Genomic DNA, 2,331 nt, shown 5'->3' with positions numbered 1-2,331 from the left:
GACACTTGGGACACCACGGCGCCCAGAACCACAGCACGACCGGTTTTCCGGCCAGGTCAGCGCCGTTGAGGTCCTTGCCGTCGACGGTCTTGGCGGTGAACTTCAGCTGGTCCGGCACCTCGGGAGCATGGCGGTGTTCTTCCTGTTCTTCGCGGTACAGCTGGGAATGACCGGCCTGCTGGAAGAACGCCGGCTCGGCACGATGACACGGCTGCTCGCCGCGCCGGTGCGCCGGTCCTCGATCCTCGCCGGCAAACTGTTGACCAGCGTGGCGATCGGCGTGCTCAGCATGACCGTGCTGATCGTGGCGAGTTCTTTCCTGATGGGCGCGCATTGGGGAAACCCCGTCGGTGTCGCTTTGCTCGTGGTGTCCGGCGTGCTCGCTGCCACCGGAGCCATGGCGGTGGTCGCGGCGATCGCGAAGACCGCGGATCAGGCGGGCGGTTGGCAGGCTGTCGTCGCGATCGTGCTGGGCGCTCTCGGTGGAACGTTCTTCCCGGTCGCACAAGCAGGAGGCGTGCTGGAAGTCCTCAGCTTCGCGACCCCGCACCGGTGGTTCCTGCGCGGTCTCGCCGACCTGGCCGGCGGCGAGGTCACCGCCGTTCTTCCGTCGGTCGCCGCAATGACCGTGTTCGCCGCGGTCACGTGCACGGTCGCCGTCTCGCTGTTCCGAAAGGCGGTGCAACCGTGAAGGTCTGGTCGATCGCCTGGACCAATCTGCGTCGCGCCCTGCGCGACCGCACCGGGCTGTTCTTCCTCGTGGCGTTGCCGTTGCTGCTGGTGTTCATCATCGGCGCCGCGTTCGGCGGTGCGAGCACGCCGGTACTCGGCGTGGTCGGCGAGGCCGGTGCGCTGACTGCGGAGGCCGGGATGCGGGTGCGGAACTTCGAGGACGAGGTGGCGTTGCGGACGGCTGTGGAGCACGGCGAGGTCAGTGCCGGCCTCGTTCGTGCCGCGGAGGTGCCACCCCGATTGCTCGTGCGGCCCGACCGTGCAGGTCAGCAGCTGCAGATGCTCGTCACCACCGCGCTGACCCGAGAAGAGAACAGGCTCGCGGTCGGTGAGTTCGTCGCCTCGCACACCGGAGTCGACCGCGCCGCGGCGTTGTCCCTCGTGGACTCGGTCCGCGTCGAGCCGGTCGCCGTGGCCGTGACGACGACCGGGGAAGCGCTGTTCCCCGAGGGCTACACGGGATTCGACCTCGGAGCCGCCAGCCAGCTGATCGTCTTCACCTTCCTCAACGCGCTCACTGCGGCAGCCGCGCTCGTCGAGACCCGCTCCCTCGGTGTCACCAGGCGAATGCTCGCCACACCCACCCCGGCGCGGACGGTCATCGCGGGCGAGGCGCTCGGTCGCGTGGCGATCGCCTTGCTGCAGGGCCTCATCGTCATCATCGGATCCGCGTTGCTGTTCGGCGTGCGGTGGGGCGACCCGCTCGGCGCCGCTGCGCTGCTGTGCGCGTTCGCACTCGTGTCGGGCGGAGCGGGACTGCTGCTCGGGGCACTGTGCCGGACACAGCAACAATCCACGGGCGCGGGCATCCTGCTCGGCCTCGGGCTCGCCGCGTTCGGCGGATGCATGGTGCCGATCGAGTTCTTCAGCCCGACGCTGCGCACGGTCGCGTTCGCCACCCCACACGGCTGGGCCAACGACGCGTTCGCTGTGCTGACGCGGCATGGTGGAAACTTCCTCACGGTGCTGCCGCACCTGGCAGTGTTGCTGGCATTCGCGCTCGTTCTGTTCACCCTCGGTGCGTGGCGGCTGCGCCGCGCCGTAACGGCTTGAGAGTCAGCTTCCTGTCACCGACGGTTCGCGAGCCGCGCTGAGCAAGGCCGCCAGAGCCTCCCGAAGCGCAGTCGCCAGCACATCGACATCAGGTGTGCTGTCACGGTCCGCGGTGATGCCGATGGCCAACCGGTCGGTGTAGGACAGCACGGCGATCCCGGTCCTGATCCGAATTGCGATCGGAACGTACGGGAGGATCTCGACGATCTGGCGTCCCAGCACCCGCAACGGCTTGCGCGGTCCCGGCACGTTGGTGGTGACCGTGACGATGCTGCGCTGCGGCAGTCCCGCACCGAGTCTGATGCACCAGGCCAGTGGTGCGAACGGCTCGTGCCGCGCGAGCTCCGTCAACGCGTGTCCGGTCTCGGCCTCATGTCCCTTCTTGAGCGACACGAACCGCTCATGCACCGCACGCAGCGGGGTCTGCTGCACCGTTAGGTGACATCTGAGTTGGCTTGCCGTGATGGTGAGCTGGGAGGATGTCGCTGTGCCCAAGCCCTACCCCCAGGAGTTTCGCGACGATGTCGTGCGGGTCGCTCGTGATCG

The 2,331-nt window shown here is 68.3% G+C and carries 3 protein-coding genes; 2 read left to right on the top strand and 1 reads right to left on the bottom strand.

The window, feature by feature from the left end; all coding sequences use genetic code 11:
- Window positions 1–127 precede the first annotated feature (127 nt).
- Both G7043_RS47405 and G7043_RS47400 read left to right on the top strand, forming a co-directional pair.
- Window positions 128–691, top strand: coding sequence for an ABC transporter permease (locus G7043_RS47405; protein WP_242643489.1), 564 nt, complete (start codon window positions 128–130; stop codon window positions 689–691).
- Window positions 688–1,785, top strand: coding sequence for an ABC transporter permease (locus tag G7043_RS47400; RefSeq protein WP_166056386.1), 1,098 nt, complete (start codon window positions 688–690; stop codon window positions 1,783–1,785). The genes G7043_RS47405 and G7043_RS47400 overlap by 4 nt, the downstream gene beginning before the upstream one ends.
- 3 nt (window positions 1,786–1,788) lie before the next feature.
- Here the strand turns inward: G7043_RS47400 and G7043_RS47395 are convergent, their stop codons facing one another.
- Window positions 1,789–2,280: a WS/DGAT domain-containing protein gene (locus G7043_RS47395; RefSeq protein ID WP_166056384.1), complete on the bottom strand. Its 492-nt coding sequence runs from the start codon at window positions 2,278–2,280 to the stop codon at window positions 1,789–1,791.
- Window positions 2,281–2,331: the final 51 nt, after the last annotated feature.

Source organism: Lentzea alba, assembly GCF_011067745.1.
In the GTDB taxonomy this organism is placed as follows: Bacteria; Actinomycetota; Actinomycetes; order Mycobacteriales; family Pseudonocardiaceae; genus Lentzea; species Lentzea alba.
Note: the sequence above shows the minus strand (reverse complement) of the source record. Positions and strands in the feature narration are given on the sequence as shown.